Consider the following 19,988-nt stretch of genomic DNA (forward strand, 5'->3'; position numbering starts at 1 on the left):
TTAGTGCAAATCAGCAACCTGTTTGACGGCCAGGCTGGAAAACGCCTCGTCGCGGCAACGCGCCGGGGAGAAATGCTGGTAGTTGAGTTGCAGCGCCGCCAGGTCCGCCGGCATGGCGACCCCCAGTGCCGCGTGGCTGCACAACCGGGCGATGGCCGGCGCGGCTTGAATGCCATAGCCACCGAGGGCAGCGAGCCAGATAAAGCTCTCGTGCTGCGGGTCCTGGCCGAGCACCGGGGAGCGGTCGGCGACAAAAGTGCGCAGGCCCGCCCACTTGTTGATGATCGAGCGTGGCCGCAGGCGCGTGGTGCTTTGCAGACGGTCCATGGTGATCGCCAGGTCCAGCTCGTCGGGCAGCGCATCACAGGGCAACGACGGGTTTTCATCGCAGGGCGAGACGATCAGGCGCCCGGCTTCCGGCTTGATGAAAATGTCTTCGTCCACGGTGCCCAGGTACGGCGTGTGGTGCACGTCGCACTGTGGGTCCACCGCCAGCACCGTGCGGCGCAGCGGCCGCACACCGACCTTGGGCACGCCGCAACGCTGGGCGAACTCATCAGCCCAGGCCCCGGCCGCGTTGACCACGATCGCCGCCTCCAGCCGTTGGCCGTGCGCGGTGTGCAAGGTCCAGTGACCGTTGCGGTGTTCGCCGCGCAGCACTTCGGCTTCGCGCTTGACCACACCGCCGCGAGCCCGCAGGCCGCCGAGGTAGGCGCCATGAATGCCGTGCACATCCAAATCGAACGCGCTGGGCTCATAGATGCCGGCGCTCCAGGCGCCTTCCGCCAGGTAGGGCACCAGTTCGAGCACCTGTTTGTCGTCGAGGAATCTCGCCGTGGGCACTTGCCCGAGTACGGCGGTAAACCGGGCGGCCAGTTTGTCCACTCGCGCCGCTTGCGCCACGATCAACGCACCCCGTGGCGACCACAACGGGTGTTCGGCCAGGCCTTCGGGCGGGTTCTCGAAAAAGCCTCGGGAAGCGCAGGTCAGCGAGCGGATCTGCTGGTTGCCGTAGCTTTCCATCGAGATCGCCGCCGAGCGGCCGGTGGTGTGATAGGCCAGTTGCTGCTCCTGCTCCAGCAGGCAAACGCTGCCGTGGGCCGCCAGCTCATACGCCGCAGAAACGCCAGCGATGCCGCCGCCCACCACAATGAAATCGTAACGTGCGGTCATGGTCGGCTGCCCTGCGCCATCGCGACGGCCTTGCTTTCGCGGCTGTAGGTCAGCACGAAGTGCGCGACGAGACCGAAGATCAAGCCCCAGAACGCAGCAGCCAGGCCGAGGAAACTCATGCCCGAGGCGGTGACCAGGAAGGTGATCAACGCGGCTTCCCGTTGCTTCTCATCGGCCATCGCGCCGGTCAGCCCGGCGCTGATAGCACCGAACAGTGCCAGCCCGGCGAGGGACGCAATCAGCTCTTTAGGCAAGGCGGAAAACACCGAGGCCAGGGTTGCGCCGAAGGTGCCCATGAGGATGTAGAACACCCCGCAGGCGATCCCGGCGATGTAGCGCTTGTCGCGATCTTCGTGGGCTTCACGGCCGGTGCAGATGGCGGCGGTGATCGCGGCCAGGTTGAAGCCGTGGGAGCCGAACGGCGCCATCAGCACCGAACCAATGGCTGTCACCGAAATGATCGAGCGCGCCGGGGTGTTGTAGCCCGAGGTGCGCAACACGGCCATGCCTGGCACGTACTGCCCGGTCAGCGTCACCAGCGCCAACGGCAGGCCGATGTTGATAATGGCGTGCCAGCTCCACTCTGGCGCGATAAACACCGGGTGCGCCACGGCAATGGTGATTGCACCGCTGTTCAATTCACCAAACGACGCGGCGACGGCGCAGCCGACAATCAGCACCGACAGAATCGCGTAGCGCGGCGATAGACGTTTGAAGATCAGGTACGCCGCAATCATCGCCAGCACCAACGCGGGTTGCAGCTTGATCGAGGTGAACAGCTCGGCGCCGAAGCGGAACAGGATGCCCGCAAGCATGGCGGCGGCGATGGCCTTGGGCAGACGACTCATCAACTTGTCGAAGGCGCCGGACAAGCCCACCACGGCAATGATCACCGAGGCGACCACATACGCGCCGATGGCTTGTGGCAGCGTGACCGTCGGCAGCATCGACACCAGCAATGCCGCACCGGGTGTGGACCACGCGGTAATCACCGGAACCCGCAGGCGCCAGCTGAGAAACAGGCCGGTGATGCCGCTGCCGATGGAGATCGCCCAGATCCACGAAGACACCACGTCATTGGGCAGGTGCGCTTCCTTGGCCGCCTGGAACACGATGATCAACGGGCCGGCATAGGAAATGATCACGGCAATAAAGCCCGCGATGACGGCTGACAGGGATAGATCCTTTCTGAGTGTGTCCATGATGTCTCGACTTGGCGCGGCGGTGCCGGCGGTGAACGTGGGGAGATTGAGTCGATTGCTTCGATTCGAGATGAGTGTATTTGAAGGAATTGAGTTGATTCAATAGGCGACAAGGTTGTTACGAGATGTTTTTTTGCCGTTGACGCCGGTTTTCCCGCGATTAAGCAGTTAATAGATTGATTTATAAGGCGATTAAAAAACCAAAAAATATCTGAACCTGGCGATCAACATCGATTCAATCACGGCATCAATCGACTCAATTTATCGATTGTGTCGATTTATTAGTTGCCTAACCTCCCTGTGATATGCTCGGATATTCATCATTTCTACGATGGGCAGTGATCATTCATGTGGGTTCCCCAGCTAAGCGAATTCGGCCAGCCGATGTATTTGTCGATTGCCGATGCGTTGGCACGCGATATCGGCAACGGTGTATTGAACGAAGGCGATCGCCTGCCGACCCTGCGGGAGCTGGCCACGACCCTGAATGTCACGCCGGGCACCATCAGCCGCGCGTACAGCGAAGCCCAGCGCCGTCGCCTGGTGCAGGGTGAAGTGGGGCGCGGGACGTATGTGCTCAATCAGAAGCAGCTGGAGTTACCGGCGAGTAACAGCGCGTCGATGCCGTTGAACCTGGGGCAGTCCGAACTGCTCGACCTGTCGATCATCAAGCCCTACAGCGAAACCCTGGAATACTGGCTGCGCGACGCGCTGGTGGGCATGGCCAAGAGCACCGATTTCGCCCGTGCCCTGGACTACGCCCCGGATGGCGGCCATCCGGCGCATCGCGAGGCGGGCGCACAGTGGTTGCGGCATTCATTGCCCGACGCGCAGTGGCAGCAGGTGATCATCACCGCCGGCGCCCAGCACGGTTTGATGGTGGCAATGAGCGCCCTGACCAACGCTGGCGACCTGGTGCTCTGCGAAGCACTTTGCTACCCCGGCATCATCTCCCTGGCCCATGGCCTGGAGCGCCGCCTGCGGGGCGTGCCGATGGATGACGAAGGCATCATTCCCGAAGCATTGCGCGAGCTGTGCCAGCGCGAAAAACCCGCGATGCTGGTGTGCGTGGCAACCTGCCAGAACCCGACGGCGGCGATCATGTCGCAAAAGCGCCGGGCGCAAATCGCGGCGCTGGCCGAAGAGTTCGACTTCATCATCCTCGACGACGACATCTATGGTTTTCTCGCCACCGATCCGTCCATCAAACCGCTGTCGGCGTTTGCCCCGGACCGCTCGGTGTACCTCACCAGCCTGTCGAAGTCGGTGATGCCGGCGCTGCGTATCGGCTACCTGTACAGCCCGCCAAAACTGCTGTCACGCCTGACCTCGATGGTCCGCAGCAGTGTGTGGATGCCATCGCCACTGACGGCGCAACTGGCCAGCAATGTCGTCACCGAAGGCCTGGACAAGAAACTGATCCGCATCCAGCGCAACGAAGCCGCCGGACGCCAGGCGATTGCCCAGGAGATCTTCGCCAATTACGAACTCAAGACCCAGCCGTATTCCTACCATGTGTGGCTGACGCTGCCCGAGCCCTGGACCGCTGACGAATTCACCATGCTGGCGCGGGCCAATGGGGTGCTGGTGCTCAGTGGCACACAGTTCCAGGCCGAACGTTCCGGGGTGACGCGCAGTGTGCGGCTGGTACTGATGTCGCCCACCAGCCAGGACGAGTTGCGTTTCGCCCTGACCAAATTGGCCAGCCTGATCGATTCCGACCCGCGACGTTACTACTAGGCTGCGCGCTCTTCGCCCGGATTGCGCTCGAAGTAGCGCTTGTACTCGCGGCTGAACTGCGACGTGCTCTGATAGCCCACATTGTGCGCTGCCTGGGCCACGCCCATGCCTTCGACCAGCAGCAATTGCTGGGCCTTGAGCAGGCGCAGGCGCTTGAGGTACTGCACCGGCGACAGCAAGGTGCAGCGTTTGAAGTGCTCGTGGAAGGTCGACGCACTCATGTGCGCATACCCGGCCAACGTCTCGATATTCAGCGGTTCGGCGAAATGGGCATGCAGGTGATTCAGTGAAGTGGCGATCCGCGAGAACTGCCCCTGCTGCTCCACCAGCGCACGCAGCACATCCGCCTGCGGCCCGCGCAGCGCGGTGAACAACAACTCGCGCACCCGCGCCGGGCCCATGATCCGGCTTTCCAGCGGATCGTGCAGGCACTGCAACAGCCGCTCGACGCAACCGCGCATGGCGTCATCGAGTATCACCGAACTCATCGACTCCAGGGTTTGCGCGGTCGGCGGCGGCCCGGCCTGCATACCCATGGCCATCACCAATTCCCCCAGCACCACACGGTCGATCCCCACCGACACCCCCAACAGCGGCGCGCCAGGCGCCATGGCGAATGTCTCGCACTCAAACGGCACCGGCATCGCCTGGATCAGGTAATGCCCGGCGCCATACTCCAGGGTCCGCGGCCCCAGGTACGCGAGTTTGCTGCCCTGGGCCACGAACATCAGGCTTGGCTCATAGATCTGCGGCCCACGCGCCACGTCACAACTGGCGCGCAGCACCTTCACACCGGGCAGGTGGGTCGGGGAAAAACCGTCACAGGGCGTAAGCCCCTCAATCAGGGAAACCAGCGTGGCGTTGGCGTCGAGATGGCGGGTCAACAACATGGCAAAAAACTTCGCGAAAAAGGGATGTGAACATCATCGCAGGTCTGGCGACACATAAATCCAAACAAGGGGCACTCCCGGACGAATAGGCATGAGACTCGGAGCAATCGCCATGGCTGCCCCGAGGGTCGATGGGGAGAATGGCCCGCCTCACTTGTCACTGCTTTTTGCGAGGTTTCATCATGTACACCGCCATCGGTTATGCCGCCCAGTCGGCCACCACTCCCCTCGCCCCCATGTCGTTTGAACGCCGCAGCCCGCGCGCCGATGACGTGGCGATCGAGATTATGTACTGCGGCGTCTGCCACTCCGACATCCACCAGGCACGCAACGAATGGGGCATTGCCGTGTACCCACTGATGCCGGGCCACGAGATTGTCGGCAAGGTCACTGCCGTCGGCGCCAGCGTCACCGCGCATAAAGTCGGCGACCTGGTCGGCGTGGGCTGCATGGTCGATTCGTGCCGTCACTGTGAAGCGTGCCAATCGGACCTGGAGCAGTACTGCCTCGAAGGCCCGACCATGACCTACGCCACCCCGGACCGCGTGGACGGCAGCAACACCATGGGCGGCTATTCGGACAGCATCGTGGTCAGCGAGCACTTTGTGGTGAAGATCCCGGCCAAGCTCGACCTGGCCAGCGCCGCGCCGATTCTGTGCGCCGGCATCACCACTTACTCGCCGCTCAAGCACTACGGCGTAAAAGCCGGCGATAAAGTCGGGATTCTGGGCATGGGTGGCCTGGGTCACATGGGCATCAAGTTCGCCAAGGCCATGGGCGCGGAAGTCACGCTGTTCACCCGCTCGGCGAGCAAAGCTGAAGAAGGCCGTCGCCAGGGCGCCGATCATGTGATCGTGTCCACCGACGCCGAGCAGATGAAAGCCGCTGCCGGGCACTTCGATTTCCTGCTGGACACCATCCCGGTACAGCACGACCTCAACCCCTACCTCGACGTGCTGCGCTTTGATGGCGTGCACATCCTGGTCGGTTTGATCGAGCCGGTAGACCCGCCGGTGAACGCCGCCAAACTGGTGCTCGGCCGTAAGGTACTGGCCGGCTCGCTGATCGGTGGCATTGCCGAAACCCAGGAAGTCCTGGATTTCTGCGCCGAGCATGGCATCACCTGCGACATCGAAATGCTCGACATCCGCCAGATCAACGAGGCCTACGCCCGCATGATCGCCGGTGATGTGAAGTACCGTTTTGTCATCGACATGGCGACCCTGAAGGCCTGATCAGGCCTTCGCGCCCAACTCCGCTGACAGCCGCGCTGCGACCTGTTTGATCACAGGGATCAGCTCGGCCATTTTCTCCAGCGGCATGTAGGGCACGGTACTGGCGATGCTGATGCCGGCGACGATTCGCCGGCTGGCATCGCGCACCGGTGCCGCGACGCAACGGATCGACGGTTCGTTGTCTTCCAGATCGAACGCATACCCGCCCACCACGTATTCATGCATGCGCTGCTCGAACTGTGCCCAGGATTGTTCCGGGTGCTGCGGCCACTGCAGGTTTTTTCCGCCCGCCGGCAGGCTGGTTTCGTACAAGCGTTGCCACTCTTGCACCGTGTCATCCAGCAGCATCGCTTTGCCCACGCCCGTGCGCGCCAGCGGCATGCGATGGCCGACCCGCGAGCGCATTTCCGGGCCGTTACGGCCAGGGTTCTTGTGCAGGTACAGCACGTCGTCGTATTCGCGAATCGCCAGGTGGATGGTGTCGCCGGTCAGTGCCGACAGCTCGTCCAGGTACGGCACCGCCAGGCTCACCAACGGCAGCTCTTCACGGGCCTGGAACCCCAGCTCGATCAACTTCGGCCCCAGCAGGTAACCGACTTGCGGCACCACGCGCAGATAACGCTCGTCCACCAGGCAACTGGCCAGGCGATGGGTGGTGCTGCGGGTGGTGCCGATGCGCTTGGCGATCTCTTTCAGATCCCGTGCTCCGGCCGCCACTGCCTGCACCACGCCAAGGCCACGCAGCAGGGTCTGGGTGCCGGTGGGGGCGGTGTCTTTGCTCGGGCTGTCGGGAGGTTGTTGCATATCAGGCCTATAAGTAAAAAAGCGCGGGCATTATGGCAAAAACCTCAATGCAGTGGAGATCCAAATGTGGGAGGGGGCTTGCCCCCGATAGCCATGGGTATCTACACAACTCTCAAAGGCTTACACATAACACTGTGGTGAGCGGGCTTGTCCCGCGCTGGGCTGCGAAGCGGCCCCAATAAGGTCACAGCAGAGTGCCAGAACCAATCGAGGTGAAGGTTTTGGGGCTGCTTCGCAGCCCAGCGCGGGACAAGCCCGCTCACCACAGAGTTTTGTATAAACCGGTGAGAGTTGTGTAGATACGCACCCTCATCGGGGGCAAGCCCCCTCCCACATTTGGCCTTCATATGATTCAAATCAGCGTTGTTTCATGCGGTCGATGACGACGGCCAGCAGCAGGATCGAGCCGCGAATTACGTACTGGTAAAACGTGTCGATGTTCTTCAGGTTCATCGCGTTTTCGATGATCGCCAAAATCAGCACCCCCGCAATCACATGCCGGATCATGCCGATCCCGCCGCTCAACGACACCCCGCCCAGTACGCATGCCGAGATCACCGTCAGTTCAAAACCCTGGCCGATCATGGGCTGGCCCGAGGTCATGCGCGAGGCGAGGATCACCCCGGCCAGTGCGCCGATCAAGCCGTGTACGGCGAAGATCAGGATCTTGGTGCGGTCAACGTTCACCCCGGCCAATAGCGCTGCTTCCGGGTTGCCGCCGATGGCCATGGTGTTGCGCCCGTAGGTGGTGTAGTTGAGCAGCCAACCGAAAAACACGAAGCACACGATGGTGATCAGGATCGGCACCGGCACGCCGAACAACTGGCCGTTGCCGAACACGAAGAACTGCTCCTGGGACACGCCGACCGCCTTGCCGTCGGCAAAGATGTAGGCCAGGCCGCGCACGATCTGCATGGTCGCCAAGGTGGTGATCAGCGCGTTGACCCGCAGCTTGGCGATGACGATGCCGTTGATCAGCCCGACGATCAGGCCCATCAGCAATGCGGCGCCGATGCCGAGCATGACGCTCTCGGTGTCGCGCATGACGATAGCTGCGACCACACCGGCGCACGCAATTACCGAGCCCACCGACAAGTCAAAGTGACCCGACGCCAGGCAGAACAGCATGGTGCAGGCGGCGATGCCGACGGTGGAAATCGCCAGGCCCAGGCCGCGCATGTTCAGCGGCGAGAGGAAGTTGTCGATCAGCAAGGCGCACAGCACAAAGATGCCCACCGCCGCCAACAGCATCGCCCAGTTGTCGAGCAGTGCGCGCATATCGAGGGGTTTGCGTGCGGTTGGCAACGCGTTGTTTTGAGTGGTCATGGTCGTCTCTCAGTTCGTCACGCGGCGCGGCAGGGCCAGCTGCAGCAGGTTGGATTCGGTGGCGTGTTCACGGGTTTGCTCACCGCGCAGAGCGCCTTCGCACAGCACCAGGATGCGATCGGAAATCCCCATCACTTCCATCAAATCGCTGGACACCACAATCACCGCAATGCCGCTGGCCGCGAGGTTGTGGATGATCTGGTAAATCTCCGACTTGGCGCCGATGTCGATGCCCCGCGTCGGTTCATCCAGCAGCAGGACCTTCATCGGCATCGACAGCCAGCGGCCCAGAATGGCCTTCTGCTGATTGCCGCCGGACAGGTACATGATTTTCTGTTGCGCATCCGGGGTTTTGACCTTCATCGCCTTGATTTGCTGGTCGGCGTTGCCCTTTTCCCAGGTCTCGCGCAGCAACCAGCCAAACGAGGAATGGGCGCCACGGGCGCTGATGTTGATGTTCTCGGCGACACTGGAAAGCGGAATGATGCCCTCCTTCTTGCGGTCCTCGGGACACAGCAGAACACCGGCGGCGATGGCGTCGCGCGGGGAGCGCAGTTGCAGGTTTTCACCGCACAATTGCAGGCTGCCAGCGCTGCTGCGTTCCAGGCCGCTGAGCAAGCGGAACAGCTCCGTGCGCCCTGCCCCGACCAAGCCGAACAGGCCGAGAATCTCGCCTTTGCGCACGTCAAAACTGATCGGTTCACGCAGGCCGGGGCCGAGCAAACCATCGACCTTGAGCGCCACCTCGCCCTGCTCACGCGGGCGGTAGTCGTAGATGTCCTGAATGTCGCGGCCGACCATGCAGGTCACCAACTGGTCGTGAGTCAACGCGCTCATGTCGTCAAAGGTGCGCACGTAACGGCCGTCCTTGAACACCGTCACCGCGTTGCAAATGCGGAACACTTCTTCCATGCGGTGCGACACGTAGAGCACCACTTTGCCCTCATCGCGCAGGCGCGTGATGATCGCCATCAAGCGGTCGATCTCCCGCGCCGACAGGCTGCTGGTGGGTTCGTCGAAGGCAATCACATGGGCGCCACGGGACAACGCCTTGGCGATTTCCACCAGTTGGCGTTGGCCCAGGGACAGCCGCCCGAGCTTTTCTTCAGGATCGATCTCATCCGCCAGCCCCTTGAGGCAAGCCAGGGCCTGCTTGCGCAGCAGGCCCCGATTGACCACGCCGAAGCGCGACGGCAGATGGCCGAGGAACAGGTTCTCGGCGACGCTCATTTCCGGCACCAGGTGCAGCTCCTGATGGATCACCGCGACACCGCTGGCGATGCTGTCCGCCGCGCATTTGAACGCCATGGTCTGCTCGCCGATTTGCACGGTGCCGGTGCTTGGGATGTAAGCGCCGCCGAGAATTTTCAGCAGCGTCGACTTACCCGCGCCGTTCTCGCCCATCAACGCGTGCACCTGCCCCGGCTGGGCGCTGAAGCTGATGCCGTCCAGCGCCTTGACCCCGGGAAAGGTCTTGCCGATCCCCTCGAACCGCAGGGCCGCCGTACTCATTTCCACAGCCCGATCTTGGTCAGTTCTTCCTGGAAGTTGGCGCGGGTGATCAGGGTCACTTCATCCATCGCGGTGTACTTGGCGGGTTCCTTGCCGGTGGTCACCCACTCGTACATCGCCAGCGCGGTGTTGTAGCCCTCGATATGCGGGCTTGGCAGCATCGAGCCGAAGAAGCCGCTGTCGGCCTTTTTCAGTTCGCCGATGGCGTCGGTGCCATTGATGCCGATGCCGATCACGTTGGCCGCCTTGAAGCCGGCGCTTTCCGTGGCGCGCACGCCGCCGAGCACGGTGTTGTCGTTCATGCCGCCGATGATCAGGTTTTTCGCGCCGCTGGGCAGCTTGACCAGCGCCGAGTTGGTGGCGTCCATGCTGCCGGGCACGTCGAGGGTTTTCAGCGCGGCGGTGAGGATATGGTCTTTCGGGATGCCAGCTTCTTCGAGGGATTTGATCGAGCCGTCGGTGCGTTTTTTGCCGGTGTCGAGTTCATTGAAGGTGTTGATCACCGCGTAGGTGTCTTTCCAATCCCAACCGCGTTTTTTCGCTTCGGCGGCCATGGCGGCGCCCTGTTTCTGGCCGACTTCAAACGCGGCCATGCCCAGGTACGGCACGTCCTCCATGAAATTGCCCTTGGCGTCGACAAAGCGGTCATCCACGGCCATGACTTTCAAGCCATTGAGCTTGGCCTTGGCCACGATGGCCGGGCCGAGCGACACGTCCGGCGGGCAGATCACAAAGCCCTTGGCGCCGTTGGCGGCCAGGCTGTCGATGGCAGAGAGGGTTTTTTCGCCATCGGGCACGGCAATCTTGATCACGGTAAAACCGTGGTCCTTACCGGCTTTTTCGGCGAAGGCCCATTCGGTCTGGAACCAGGGTTCTTCGGCTTGTTTGACCAGGAAGCCGATCTTTACTTCTTCGGCCGATACCACCCCGCTGAATGCCAGGGCGAGTGCCAGAGTGCCAACTGCTTTCTTGAACATGGACCACCTCTTGTTGTTATTGAGCGTTACAAGTTCTAGTCGTGATACATCACAGACCGCCCGCCATCGATCATCAGGCAGGTGGCATTGATAAAGGGCGCCTCGTCGGTGGCCAGGAACAACGCCGTCATCGCCACCTCGACCGGCTGGCCGATGCGTTTGGGCGGGTGCAGGTCAAAGGCACGCTGGCGCTCGGCATGAGGGTCGGGGAAACCGTTCCAGTAGTCGACGTTGAGTTGGGTTTCGATGTAGCCCGGCGCGATGGCATTGACGCGAATGCCTTTGGGCGCGTACTCGATGCCGAGGGCGCGGGTAAGGCCCAGCAGGCCATGTTTGGCCACCGGGTACGGGAAACAACCGGGAATAATGTGGCTGGAATGGGTGGAGGCGATGTTGATGATATTGCCGATACCCTGCTCGATCATGTGCGGCAGCACCGTGCGACAGCCAAACCAGGCGCCGTCGAGGTCGATGGCGAAGCAGCGGCGCCAGTCTTCGTCGGTCATTTCCAGGGGGTCACGGAACACATTGACGCCCGCGCAGTTGACCAACACATCCACGCGGCCGAAGCGCTCGATGGCCACATTGACCAGAGCCTGCCATTGCTCTTTTGAAGTGATGTCGACGGCTTGCGCGACAATTTCAGCGCCGCGTTCGCGCCAATGGGCGGCCACCTTCTCGACTTTTTCGCCCTGGATATCGGCGATGACCAAGCGCGCCTGCTGGGCCTGAAAGCACGCGACGATTGCCTCGCCAATGCCTTGGGCGGCGCCGGTGATGATCACCACCTTGCCTTTGAGCCGCTCGCCGTAAGTGGGCTCGGGCACGGCGGGGAGTGACAATGGTTGTGCCTGCATCGCTTCACCTGTTTTATTTTTGGTAGTGAGTGCTGATGCCGCCGACTATAAACCCAGATCTTGAAACATCTCAATATATAAATTTGCATCCCATATTGTGAGCTAACCCATAAAAAAACCGGCCTTGGATTAGCCGGTTTTTTTGAGACGGGATGCCCCTCAGCCTAGGGCAAAATCGCGCAATGCGTCACCTTCCATGCGATAGCGCACCCACTCTTCCTGTGGCTGGGCGCCGATGGATTTGTAGAAAGCAATCGCCGGCTCGTTCCAGTCCAGCACGCTCCACTCAAAGCGCCCGCAGCCGTTATCAAACGCGATCTTGGCCAAGTGGCGCAGCAGCTTCTTGCCCGCCCCGCCACCGCGTTGCTCGGGGTTGATGTAAAGGTCTTCCAGGTACAGGCAGTTGCTGCCCAGCCAGGTGGAATAGCTGAAGAAGAACACCGCAAAACCAATCGGCAGGCCATCGCGCAGGCAAATCAGGCCATGGGCGGTGGCGCCCTCGCTGAACAGGCTACGCTCGATATCCACCACGCTGGCGATCACTTCATGCCGGGCTTTCTCGTACTCGGCGAGTTCGGTGATGAACGTCAGGATCTGCGCAGCATCGCTGGGCACGGCGGGGCGAATCTCGATGGTCATGGGCACGCCTTGGGCAATTTCAAAGCCGACATACTAAGGCGCTTTGATGACGGATTGCAGCGCATTTTCATGCGCCGCGCCGTTACTCCGGCCGGCACTGATGCAAGCACCAGCAACTACAGAACAAACCCGCTCAAGGTGCGTGATAAACAGTGGCCACTACTCCAACCATCTCCAGGCGGCCCCAATGCAGTCCACGTCCCCGGTGAGCACCCAACTGTTCGCCCTGTTTTGCCTCGCCAGTTTCCTGTTGTCGCTGTCTTACGGCTCGACGTTTTTGTTGTCGTTGCTGATTCATACACGCGGTGGCAATGAACACGATGCCGGCAGTGTGATTTCCACGGCGATGCTCAGCACCTTCGTCGCAGTGCTGCTTTCCGGGCACTTGGCGGATGCCTTGGGCGCGGCGCGGGCCATTGCCGGGATGGGCGTGTTGCTGGTGGTGGCGTGCCTGGGCTTTGCGTTGATGCCGGGGTTTGGTGAAGGATTGATGCTGTTCGGATTGTCCCTGGGCTTGGGTTGGGGGGTGTTCTACACGTTAGGGCCAATCATCGTGACCATGTTGGTGGAGCCCCGGCAGCGCGCCAAATATTTCGCACTGTTGTCGGGCAGCATGATGAGCGGCATCGGTTCTGGCCCTCTGCTGGGCCGGGCCGCGAATGCACTGGGGCTGCCTCTGACAAGCGCCTTCTACATTGCCGCATTGGCCAGCCTGGTCGGGGTGGGGATGTTCTGGTTGCTGGGCTCGGCACTCAAGCGTCATGCCACGGCGCCGGTGTCGAAAATTTCCTGGGGCGCCTGCCGTCGCGTGCTGTCTTCACGGGCAGTGTTTGCCATCGTCATGGTCGGGCTCGGGGGTTGCGTGTTTGGTGGGTTGTCTTCCTTCCAGACCAGCTGCGCGGCGGCCCACGGCCTGGATTATTCGCTGTTCTTTGCCGGTTTTGTCAGTGCGGCGATCAGCAGCCGCCTGTTGATCGCCGGCTATGTGGTCAAGCGTGATGCCTATGTGGCCGCCTGCGTGCTGTCCGGGGTGATGCTGGGGTCGATTCTGCTGTTTGCCTTTGGCGTCAGCGGCAACGCGAGTTACCTGTTGGCTGCCGTGACGCTGGGGGTCGGATACGGCCTGACGTATTCGGTCATCAACGGCTTGGTGGCCAATGAGGCGCCAACCGGCACCACGTCCCAGGCGCTGCTGTTGTTCAGCCTGGCGTATTTTGTCGGGGTCTTCGGGTTTCCCTGGCTGGCGGGCTGGATCATCGTCGATTTCGGTCTGCCGGCGCTGATGCTCAGCGTGCTGGCCGTGGCCTTGGGCAATTGGTTGATCAGCGTGGCGCGTCTGATTTGGCGTCGGGCAACGTCACACAAAATCTTACAGGTAGTCTGATACCGTTCGTCGCCATCCAGGCACCTTCAACAAATGACGGCTGACCAATAAAGGGTAAGGACATTAATTCTACGGAGATATCCTCATGAAGCCTTCAAAGTTTGCTGCCTTCGCCCTCACCGGCCTGCTGTCCGCTGCCTCGCTGAGCGCCATCGCTGCCAGCTCGACCACCGGCCCGACCGATCCGACGCCGGACGCCACCACCGAGTCGCAGAAATCCATGGGCACCGGCCTGGATACCAATGGCGGCGCCATCATCGATAACACCAACGGCGCCGACCCGCACACCAAGGGGCATGACACCGAGCGCCAGGCTCCCGCCGCAGTCGGCAACGGCAAGATGGGCCCGTCGGTCAATGAGCCGAAGATCAACAAAGGCGACGACTCGAACCTGCCGGGCGCGCCAAAACAACCTGCGCCCTAAGCCCTCGACCGTTAGACGAACACCCGATCATTTCCCCGTGAAGAGGTACGCATGAACGTCGATAGAAACCTTGAAAAAGAAGTCCTCACCCGCCTGCTGCACGCCCACCCGCAAGGTTTGGGCAAGGAGGTGCTGGATAATTACCGCGGCGAAAAAGAGGTGGCCAGTGTGTTGGCATTTCTGCAGGACCGCGGGCTGATCAAGGATGGGCATGTGACCACCGACGATGCCGGTGAATATTCACTGAATCTGCCGATCAAGCTGACGGCGTCCGGGGTAGATGAAGCGCGTAAGTTGGACGCCCTTCAGTAGCCTTCACGCAAACCCAATGTAGGAGGGGGAAAGCTCCCTCCCACATTTTTGATCTGCGTTTATTGGGTGAGCAAGGCGTCAACTTCTTCGGTGCCCGGCGAGGTTGCAGGGCCCCACCGTGTCACTGCCAGCGCCGCTGCCGCATTCGCCCTGCGCGCCGCCTCAGCAGGTTTCAAACCCGCAGCCAACCCGGCAATAAACACCCCTGCGTGCGCGTCACCCGCCCCATTGCTGTCCACCGCCTTCACCTTGAAACCCGGCACATGCTCGGCGCGCCCGGCGCGGCTGACCCAACACCCGTTCGGCCCATCACGCACTACCAGCAGCGCCTCCTTAGGCAGATGCCGATTGAGGTCAAGCAGTGCGTCCGCCAGTGTTTTCGCACCGGTAAATGCCAAGGCTTCCGGGCCATTGCTGGTCCAGATATCGATGCGTGGCAACAAGGCAGCCATCAGCGCTGAATCCGGCGCCTTGACCAACGGGCCCGGGTCGAATACCACGGTGATCTCACGCGGCAAACCCAGCAACCAGTCGAGCAAGGCCTGGGCCTTGCCCTCCAGCAACAGGCTGTACCCGCTGACGTAAACATAGTCGTCGGCTTGCGGCACAACGCGAGCCAAATCCTCAGCACTCAAGTCGCCCTCAACGCCGATATGGGAGATAAAGGTGCGCTCGGTAGTGACTTCGGTCAGCGAGACACACAACCCGGTGTCCTTGCCCTCACTCGCCGCCTGAGCCATTTCCACGCCTTCGGCCTGCATCGCCGCGCGGGCCAGGTCGCCAAAACGGCCATCGCCGTGGCGGCCCAGGTAAACCACCGGCAACCCGTTGCGTCGCGCCGCCGCCATCACATTAAAGCCGCCGCCGGCTTCGAAACTGGCCGATCGCGCCAGCACGTCGCCGCCGCTGGCGGGCAAGGTATCGAGGGCCATGACCAGGTCGACGATGACCTGGCCGGTGTGCAGCAATCTAGACATTGGGGCTCTCGACTAACGCCGGGCGACGATCAGCCGCGCCGCCCAGTACGGCATAAATCCCGCCTGCCACCAGGAAGGTGACGATCCAGCCCAGGCCGTTGTGGCCCAGCCAGGAGTCGGACAACGGCCCGGCGAACCAGATGTTCTCGGCGGTGGTGCCAATGGTGGTGAAGCTGAAACCCAGAACAATCGCCACGGCCCAGGCGCCAAACGCACGCCATTCCACACCACCGCGGTACCAGTAGGCGCTGCTTGGGCTGACGTCGAGCAGATCCTTGGGGCTGTAGTAGTGACGGTGGATCAGGTCGACCACAAAGATCCCGACCCATGCGGTGATCGGCACCGCCAGCAACGAAATGAAGGTGATGAACGGGCCGTAGAAACTGTCGGCGATCAGCATGAAGTAGATCGAGCCAGCGAAGATCGCCACGATGTCGACGATCACCGCGTGTACGCGCTTGACCTTCAAACCGAGGGTCAAGGTGGTGAGACCGGCCGAGTACACCGACAGGTTATTCGACAGCAGTAACCCACCGAACGCGGTGATCAGGTACGGCACAGCCATCCAGGTGGGCAGCATGTCGCGGATCGCAATGATCGGGTCGGTGGCCGAAGCCAGGTCATTGTTGCCCACCGACAGCAGGCCACCGAGGGTGATCAGCAGCACCAGTGGAATCCCCGCACCAAACGCGGCGGATGCCACCAGGCGCACGGCCTTGACGCTGCGGTGCTGGTAGCGCGACATGTCGGCACCGGCGTTGGCCCAACCGATACCGGTGCCGGCGGCCATGGTGCCGACGCCGATGATCATTGCGCTCAGCGGTGCAGGCGTGGCGTTGAACACGGCGCTCCAGTCGATGGTGGCGCACAGGAAACCGCCGACCAGGATGTTCAAGGCGCCGAACACATAGGTGGCCCACTTCTGGATCACCAGCAAGGTAGCGTGGCCCAGGCCGGAAACGGACAGGGTCAGCAGCACGAAGATGGCGATAAAGATCAAGGTCAGCACCGGCGCGCTTTTGGCCTCGACTGGCGAGCCGAACAGAATCGAACACAACGACAGCAGCACAAAGGCGGCGGTGGTGGTGTTGACGGTTTCCCAGCCCAGGCGCGACATCAGTGACACCAGCGTCGGGCCGATATTGCCGCGCACGCCGAAGATGGCGCGGGACAGGGTCAGGCTCGGCGCACGGCCACGACGACCGGCGATGGAGATGATGCCCACCACCGCAAAGGAGCCAGCAGCGCCGAGGATCGCCACGATGATTGCCTGCCAGATCGCCAGCCCCCGGAACGCCACCAGCGTCGCGCCCAGCGGCAAGCCGAGGATGCTGATGTTGGCGGCGAACCACACCCAGAACAGCTGCACCGGATGGCCATTGCACTCGCCTTCGGGGACGGGCTCGATGCCGCGTGTTTCCAATTGCCCGGCGTTTTGGCCGGAAGATGTGCTGCTCATGAGGGGCGCTCCTGGTGCCTGTATTATTGTGGTTGTGGCAGGTATGCAAGGTGAATCGGTATTCCGGTCGTCCTGGCTCAGCGCAGTTTCAACAGCGCTTCAACCAACGGCTGCAAGTCCAAGCTGTTCACGGCCTTGACCTGTTCGATCATTGCCACAGGCCAGCACTGCATGCCCAGACAAGCGCCGAGCATCGCCCCCAGAATCGCCGCGATGGTGTCGGTGTCTCCGCCCAGGCTGGCGGCCAGGCACAGGGCTTCGAAGGCGTTCATATCCCCCACCGCCACTTGCTGGGCCAAGGCAAACGACACCACCACCGATTCCTGGGAGGCAACGGAGGTGCCGATCAATTCGTAGAGCAGGTCGGCAAACAGCGCTGTGTCGCCACTGCCGACACTCAAGGTGCGCGCCCAACTGATGCGGGTGGATACACGCCCGCCGGCAACCCAATGCCCGTGGCCTTCCGCCTGCTGGGCGATCTGTGTGCCGATGTTCAAGGCTTCGCCGAGGTCCACACCGTTGATGCCAGCGGACACCACTGCCGCCACCGCCGCCGCACTGGAGATGCCCAGCGTGGTGTTATGAGTGACCTGGCACGCCTGGATCACCGCCTGGATAAACGCTGCCGGCTCGCTGACATCGGCGGCGATGCCCACGGGCGTGATGCGCATGGCAGCACCATTGGTGGTGCCGTAGCGGCCGGATTCCTCCGGGGTATGCCCGGCCAGGATCATGTCGATAGCGCGTTTGGTCGACGGGCCGAGCAGGTCCTGGGAACCCTTGGCACGCATCACCGCTTCCCAGTCGATCAGGCGCTGGGCGAGCACGATGGGCTCGATCGTGCCTTGGCCTTCGACCAGCAACTCGCCGACCAGAATGGCCTGTTCGGTATCATCAGTGATGGAACCAGCGGGCATATTCGGCGCGATGGGTTGATCGGCACCGGCATCCTCCAGGGCGGTGATCGCACCGAAGCGCTGTCGCACCAGCTCGCGGCTCAGGGACTGAGTGGGCATGCCCAGAGCATCGCCCAGCGCGAGGCCGTAGAAAGCGCCGAGGGCGCGAGTATCCGTGGTCATTTCGAAGATCCAAATTGCAGGTGCAGGCGAAAGTGCAGAGGGTCGAGCAAGCTTTCGACGTATTCCATAAAGCGCTCGCGCCGGTCGTAGGTGGTGCGCGAGGCCTTGAGGAACACGCTGCCCGCCGGGCGGCCGAGCAACTGGGCGTCTTCATCGCTGAGGGGTTCGGCGCCTATCCACTGGTCCCCTTCAGCGCCGATATAGCCGTATGCCGCGAGGGTGATGGTCAGGGAATTGTCGATCAGGCCGACACGGGGCAGGCTTTCCAGGCCACCGGACTCGGGCATCAGCGAACGCTCCAGGGACACCGCAGTGCCATCGCTGGTGCGCCGGCGACGGTCGAGGGCGATAAAGCGCTCGGTGCCGAACCGGCTGAACAGATCGGGGCGCGTCACCGCTTCCAGGCGCAGGATATCGGTGGTCACCAATGCACCGGTGTCCGCCAGAGCCTGTGCCCACCCGCTGTTTTGATCGAGCACCATGCCGTCAAACGTGACGATGGAGCCGACGCCACTCTGGGTCGCGATGTAATTGCGCCGCTTGAGTTCGGCCAGGGCTTCGCGCAAGGTGCCGCGGCTGACCGCAAACTCCTCGGCGAGCTGGTGCTCGCCCGGCAGCAGGAAACCGTCGGCCATCACTCCACCCTCGATACGGCGGATGAGCTCGTCGACGACACGTTTTTTCTTGTCAAATCGGACATGTCTAATCATGTACAAATTGATAACCGAAACGGTCCTTATGCAGCAAGCGAATTATTTCAGGGAGATGAAAATAGCGGCCTCAGGGTTCCAGGCCAATCGGGAAAAACTCGCCGCCGCTCCAGACGCCCAGCCAGTTCTGACCGTTGATCGGGCGGCGTACAGCAAGCTCCACCAATTGGTAGAACACGTTGCGATGCACCAGGGCTTCGAGGTTGGTGCGTACCCGTAGATAGGGCGCAGGTTCCTGGGTGACGGGGTCGATGACCACCCGCAGCGGGTGTTCGATATCGGCTTCGATCTGTTCATCGACGTTGGTGGTGAAGCGCAGCAACTGGCTTTCGCCCTGCCCTTCGACCTCCAGGGTCAGTGCGACAAAGGGCGCATCGTCGACGGTGATGCCGACTTTTTCCACCGGAGTAATCAGGAAGTAATCATCGCCGTCGCGGCGGATGATGTTGGAGAACAACTTGACCATCGGCTTGCGCCCGATGGGCGTGCCTTGGTAGAACCAGGTGCCATCGCGGGCGATGCGCATGTCGATATTGCCGCAGAAATCCGGGTTCCACAGGTGCACCGGCGCCGGTCCCTTGCCTTTGGGCAACTGGGCCAACAGGTCGTTGGCCTTGGCGGAATCGGTCATGAGGTTCTCCCTTTTTTTGATCTGGCCCTACTGATCACCCATGCCCAGCAGACCTCGGGCGTACTGCGCGAGCGGGCGGGCAATCAGGTCTTGTGGCCGATTGTCGTGGAACGTCAGTAAACCGCCACGACTGCGAATGCGTGCAGTATCAATCAAATACTGGGTGCTGGTCTCGATCAACATGATCTGGATCACGCCGCTGTCCAGCCCAACCCGGTCCAGGGCCTCTTGATCGGCCCACTCATCGGCGTTGCCGATCCGGTCATCCGCCTTGGCGAATCGGCAGTACAGCAGGTAGTGGGCACCGGCCGCACGGGCTTCGGCCATCGCCTGCTCCAGACCTTCGGGCTGACGGGCGCGGCGCACCATAGGGAAGTATTCGACGAAGCCGTTGAAGGCTTCCTCGGCTACCACGTTCGGACGCGGATAGGCGCTGCCCGGCGGCACGAAGGCGCCCTGGGCGATAAAGACAAAGGAGTCCGGCTGTATGCGAACCGACGCCGTACGGCGGGTATCGCTGTGGTCGAGCAACCCGGCATCGCTCATCTGATAGCGGGTGCCTTCGGCCATATCGCTGACGGTCATGCAACCACTCAGCGTCAACGACGCCAGCAACAAAACCAGACTACGCATCCTAATCCTCCAGAAGCCGGTGAC

Annotated in this window: 20 protein-coding genes; 5 read left to right on the top strand and 15 right to left on the bottom strand. The window is 62.0% G+C overall.

Features of this window, described 5'->3' with window-relative positions; all coding sequences use genetic code 11:
• Window positions 1–1,173 (bottom strand): NAD(P)/FAD-dependent oxidoreductase, encoded by a 1,173-nt coding sequence (locus tag AB3G88_RS21155; protein WP_099582755.1) that lies wholly within the window; start codon window positions 1,171–1,173, stop codon window positions 1–3.
• Window positions 1,170–2,375, bottom strand: a complete 1,206-nt coding sequence (locus tag AB3G88_RS21160) for a benzoate/H(+) symporter BenE family transporter (protein WP_158877961.1) — start codon at window positions 2,373–2,375, stop codon at window positions 1,170–1,172. The genes AB3G88_RS21155 and AB3G88_RS21160 overlap by 4 nt, the downstream gene beginning before the upstream one ends.
• A gap of 348 nt (window positions 2,376–2,723) precedes the next feature.
• Between AB3G88_RS21160 and AB3G88_RS21165 the strand changes: the two genes are divergently transcribed.
• Window positions 2,724–4,115, top strand: a complete 1,392-nt coding sequence (locus tag AB3G88_RS21165) for an aminotransferase-like domain-containing protein (RefSeq protein WP_112196489.1) — start codon at window positions 2,724–2,726, stop codon at window positions 4,113–4,115.
• Here the strand turns inward: AB3G88_RS21165 and AB3G88_RS21170 are convergent.
• On the bottom strand, window positions 4,112–5,005 hold the full coding sequence (locus tag AB3G88_RS21170; RefSeq protein WP_099582758.1) for an AraC family transcriptional regulator: 894 nt from the start codon (window positions 5,003–5,005) through the stop codon (window positions 4,112–4,114). The two genes, AB3G88_RS21165 and AB3G88_RS21170, sit on opposite strands and share 4 nt — an antisense overlap.
• Window positions 5,006–5,187: 182 nt before the next feature.
• Between AB3G88_RS21170 and AB3G88_RS21175 the strand changes: the two genes are divergently transcribed.
• Window positions 5,188–6,240: an NAD(P)-dependent alcohol dehydrogenase gene (locus AB3G88_RS21175; RefSeq protein WP_099582759.1), complete on the top strand. Its 1,053-nt coding sequence runs from the start codon at window positions 5,188–5,190 to the stop codon at window positions 6,238–6,240.
• Here the strand turns inward: AB3G88_RS21175 and AB3G88_RS21180 are convergent, their stop codons facing one another.
• The 6 genes from AB3G88_RS21180 to AB3G88_RS21205 form a co-directional block, all read right to left on the bottom strand.
• Window positions 6,241–7,044, bottom strand: a complete 804-nt coding sequence (locus AB3G88_RS21180; RefSeq protein ID WP_099582760.1) for an IclR family transcriptional regulator — start codon at window positions 7,042–7,044, stop codon at window positions 6,241–6,243.
• Between the two features lie 357 nt (window positions 7,045–7,401).
• A complete protein-coding gene (gene araH, locus AB3G88_RS21185) occupies window positions 7,402–8,370 on the bottom strand; it encodes an L-arabinose ABC transporter permease AraH (RefSeq protein WP_112194770.1) in 969 nt (322 codons plus the stop codon).
• A gap of 9 nt (window positions 8,371–8,379) precedes the next feature.
• Window positions 8,380–9,882, bottom strand: a complete 1,503-nt coding sequence (gene araG / locus AB3G88_RS21190; protein WP_099585032.1) for an L-arabinose ABC transporter ATP-binding protein AraG — start codon at window positions 9,880–9,882, stop codon at window positions 8,380–8,382.
• Window positions 9,879–10,859 (bottom strand): substrate-binding domain-containing protein, encoded by a 981-nt coding sequence (locus AB3G88_RS21195; protein ID WP_480451540.1) that lies wholly within the window; start codon window positions 10,857–10,859, stop codon window positions 9,879–9,881. The genes araG and AB3G88_RS21195 overlap by 4 nt, the downstream gene beginning before the upstream one ends.
• A gap of 35 nt (window positions 10,860–10,894) precedes the next feature.
• Complete coding sequence (locus tag AB3G88_RS21200; RefSeq protein ID WP_099587155.1) at window positions 10,895–11,716, bottom strand: SDR family oxidoreductase; 822 nt, start codon at window positions 11,714–11,716, stop codon at window positions 10,895–10,897.
• 159 nt (window positions 11,717–11,875) lie between these two features.
• Complete coding sequence (locus AB3G88_RS21205; RefSeq protein WP_010208407.1) at window positions 11,876–12,355, bottom strand: GNAT family N-acetyltransferase; 480 nt, start codon at window positions 12,353–12,355, stop codon at window positions 11,876–11,878.
• Window positions 12,356–12,542: 187 nt separating this feature from the next.
• Between AB3G88_RS21205 and AB3G88_RS21210 the strand changes: the two genes are divergently transcribed.
• From AB3G88_RS21210 to AB3G88_RS21220, 3 genes are all read left to right on the top strand, one after another.
• Window positions 12,543–13,739, top strand: coding sequence for an MFS transporter (locus AB3G88_RS21210; RefSeq protein ID WP_480451542.1), 1,197 nt, complete (start codon window positions 12,543–12,545; stop codon window positions 13,737–13,739).
• An 85-nt stretch (window positions 13,740–13,824) separates the two neighbouring features.
• On the top strand, window positions 13,825–14,163 hold the full coding sequence (locus AB3G88_RS21215; RefSeq protein ID WP_099587157.1) for a hypothetical protein: 339 nt from the start codon (window positions 13,825–13,827) through the stop codon (window positions 14,161–14,163).
• Window positions 14,164–14,214: 51 nt separating this feature from the next.
• Window positions 14,215–14,475, top strand: a complete 261-nt coding sequence (locus tag AB3G88_RS21220) for a hypothetical protein (protein WP_112196493.1) — start codon at window positions 14,215–14,217, stop codon at window positions 14,473–14,475.
• Between the two features lie 59 nt (window positions 14,476–14,534).
• Here AB3G88_RS21220 and AB3G88_RS21225 read toward each other — a convergent pair whose 3' ends face one another.
• The 6 genes from AB3G88_RS21225 to AB3G88_RS21250 all read right to left on the bottom strand — a co-directional run bounded on the left by AB3G88_RS21225 (window position 14,535) and on the right by AB3G88_RS21250 (window position 19,964).
• The gene (locus AB3G88_RS21225) at window positions 14,535–15,452 is read right to left on the bottom strand and encodes a PfkB family carbohydrate kinase (protein ID WP_400527808.1); all 918 of its coding nucleotides are present in this window, start codon (window positions 15,450–15,452) and stop codon (window positions 14,535–14,537) included.
• Window positions 15,445–16,911 carry a purine-cytosine permease family protein gene (locus AB3G88_RS21230; RefSeq protein WP_480451546.1) on the bottom strand — a complete coding sequence of 489 codons (1,467 nt, stop codon included), beginning with the start codon at window positions 16,909–16,911 and terminating at the stop codon, window positions 15,445–15,447. Before AB3G88_RS21230 ends, AB3G88_RS21225 begins: the two co-directional genes overlap by 8 nt.
• Window positions 16,912–16,988: 77 nt before the next feature.
• On the bottom strand, window positions 16,989–17,990 hold the full coding sequence (locus tag AB3G88_RS21235) for an ADP-ribosylglycohydrolase family protein (protein ID WP_480451548.1): 1,002 nt from the start codon (window positions 17,988–17,990) through the stop codon (window positions 16,989–16,991).
• Window positions 17,987–18,700 carry a GntR family transcriptional regulator gene (locus AB3G88_RS21240; RefSeq protein WP_099587162.1) on the bottom strand — a complete coding sequence of 238 codons (714 nt, stop codon included), beginning with the start codon at window positions 18,698–18,700 and terminating at the stop codon, window positions 17,987–17,989. Before AB3G88_RS21240 ends, AB3G88_RS21235 begins: the two co-directional genes overlap by 4 nt.
• Window positions 18,701–18,770: 70 nt before the next feature.
• Window positions 18,771–19,331, bottom strand: a complete 561-nt coding sequence (locus AB3G88_RS21245; RefSeq protein ID WP_480451550.1) for a DUF1285 domain-containing protein — start codon at window positions 19,329–19,331, stop codon at window positions 18,771–18,773.
• A 27-nt stretch (window positions 19,332–19,358) separates the two neighbouring features.
• Window positions 19,359–19,964 (bottom strand): DUF4823 domain-containing protein, encoded by a 606-nt coding sequence (locus AB3G88_RS21250; protein ID WP_099587164.1) that lies wholly within the window; start codon window positions 19,962–19,964, stop codon window positions 19,359–19,361.
• Window positions 19,965–19,988: the final 24 nt, after the last annotated feature.

The organism is Pseudomonas arvensis (genome assembly GCF_056688935.1).